The 2,275-nt window shown below is 69.2% G+C and carries 2 protein-coding genes and 1 pseudogene; 1 reads left to right on the top strand and 2 read right to left on the bottom strand.

Translation table 11 applies throughout. The annotated features are described in order from the left end of the window. Nucleotides 1–222 (top strand): annotated as a pseudogene (locus EN742_RS32320) (oxidoreductase); the annotation flags it as partial. Nucleotides 223–244: 22 nt separating this feature from the next. Here EN742_RS32320 and EN742_RS32315 read toward each other — a convergent pair. Both EN742_RS32315 and EN742_RS32310 read right to left on the bottom strand, forming a co-directional pair. After that, nucleotides 245–1,717 (bottom strand): nucleotidyltransferase family protein, encoded by a 1,473-nt coding sequence (locus EN742_RS32315; RefSeq protein WP_189375697.1) that lies wholly within the window; start codon nt 1,715–1,717, stop codon nt 245–247. Continuing rightward, the coding region (locus tag EN742_RS32310) for a glycosyltransferase family A protein (RefSeq protein WP_148670420.1) at nt 1,717–2,275 on the bottom strand (559 nt) is incomplete at its 5' end. The genes EN742_RS32315 and EN742_RS32310, both read right to left, overlap by 1 nt.

Raw genomic sequence — 2,275 nt, 5'->3', positions numbered from 1 at the left:
GCCTTGGTGCTGACGCTGACGCGCGAGCCGGCCCAGCGAGCCTCGGACTATTCCAGGCGCATCGACGCCGCGATGATGGTGCAGGCCATGGAGCGGCTGCCCAAGCCACCGATTCTCGCCTTCGTCTGCGGCTCGAATGCCTTCGTCTCGGCCGCCGCCCAGGCGCTCATCGATGCCGACGTGCCGGCTGGCTTGATCCGCACGGAACGCTACGGCGTTTGAGCAGGCCGCGAGGAGGTCGTTGTCAGGAAACCGGCGAGAACTTTGCCGAGACGAGCTGGAAGGGCAGCGCGCCATAGGTGGCGACGGCGGTCTCGTCGTCCCAGGTGCGGAACTGGCGGGATGGCCGCGCCTCGATCACCAGCGTGCGCCCCGCCGTCGGGTCGAGCGCCACCTTGCCGCGAAAGCGCAGCACCCGTTCCCCGCCGGCGCGGCTGATCGCCAGGGCGCGCAAACGGGCGACATGCCGGCCATCGCCGTTGATCTCCATCTCGATGCGGCGGCGCACCGGCGGCACGGCGATCCGGACCGTCACCTCCAGCATGATCTCGCCGCCCGGGTCGGGACAGTCGATTGCCTGCGACATCACGAAAGGCGATGATTGCCTCTTCGCCCTACCGGCCACCCGCCTGCCGCGCCAGACGACGTCCGGTTCGTCCTGGCGCAACCGGCCGCTCTTGCGCTTCAGCCGCAACTGCTTGGCAAAGCCGCGCGACAGCCAGGTAAGCCCGCCGAAATCGGTGCGCGGCTTGGCCTGCAGCACTGAGGACAGCCGCGACAGGCCGGAGCGGTCGGCCATGCCGATCGTGCTGGCGAGCACCGTTTCAGGCACCGGAATGCCGATCTCGAGCGCGAGATAGGAGAGCGCCACCGCAGCGGCGACGGCGAGGCCGCGCCTGGCGATCACGTCGAGGAACACATCCCAGTCGGCGTCGCCGCCGCGGATGGCCACCGCGCAATCGACGAGCCAGTCGCTGTGGGTGTGGGCATCGAGCCCACCATGCGCGATGGCGAGCGCGATGCGGTCGGCGGGCGACGGCACGAAGACGCCGACACCGCTGAATTCCGCCGCGATCGCCCGCCGCCAGATCGCCAGGTCATCCTCGGCGCTTTGCTGCGATCCGTCATAGGCGAGCTGGTGCAGGTCGATGTCGCCGAAATTGCCCTTGAAGAAATTCATCGAGCGCAGCGATGCCAGCCGTGTCCTAAGATAGGACGGGCTGACGCCACTGGCGATCTGCCAGTCGCGATCGCGCAGCACGTCGAAGGCAACCCGCATGTGCTGAGGGCGCACCAATATGTCGATGTCGTGCGCCACGCGGCCACGCTGCGCGGAGGCATTCACGGCGATGCGGCTGGCGCCCTTGATCAGCATGACCGGCGCGCCCGCCTCCACCATTGCCTTCAGCGCCGGCTCGGCCTCGCGCATGGCCAGGCGCGACTTGGTCCACAGCATCTTCTGCAGCCCGACAAGACGCGGATAGGCGGGATGGGCGGCGAGCTTGCGGCCGAAGCGGTCGGAAATCGCGGCGAGCAGCCGGTGCTCCCGGAAGGAGACGAGGTCGATATCGTTTTCGTCCAGCCAGCGCGCCGCGTGCTGGCTGGCCGCGTCCTCGTCGGGCAGGAGCGCGGCCTTGAGCAACTGGTCGAGCTTGCCGGTCGGCCAGGACCAGCCATAGTCGGGAAAGCGACGGCCGATGGAACGTATCCTGGCCATCAGCCGGAGCCCGGTCTGTTCTGCGCGCGGCGCAGCATGGCGGCGCGGACCACCTCCAGATAGCCGCGGTCGCGCGCGTCGCGCCCATAGGACAGGCTGCCGGGCCTAATGCGCCTGAGCGCCAGCACCTCGTCCAGCATGTCGAGCACGAAGCCCGCCTCGCGCGCCCTGGCGATCCAGTCGATCATCTCGCCGCGGCCGCCCGGCGGATCGACGATCGGCCCGACCGCCTCGGCTACCTCGCGGCGGATCACCATCGTCGTGCGAAACCAGCCGGGCGTCGTGCCCGCCTCCGGCAGATCGGGCCGGTCCTGGCGGAAATTGCGGGCATGGGCGAAAACGCCCGCCGTTCGCGGAGATCGTTCAAGATGCGCGAGCTGCAATTCGATCTTGGTCGGCAGCCACAGGTCATCAGCGTCGAGCGTCGCGATAAACGGCGTCGACAGCGCCGCCATGCCCCTGGTCGTCGCGCTGCCGGGGCCGGCGTTGTCCTGGCGCAGCAGCCTGACCGGGATGTCCGCAATGGCGATCGCCGCCGACGCCGTCGTGGTCGTCGAC

The organism is Mesorhizobium sp. M4A.F.Ca.ET.020.02.1.1, from assembly GCF_004022645.1.
Lineage (GTDB): Bacteria > Pseudomonadota > Alphaproteobacteria > Rhizobiales > Rhizobiaceae > Mesorhizobium.
Note: the sequence above shows the minus strand (reverse complement) of the source record. Positions and strands in the feature narration are given on the sequence as shown.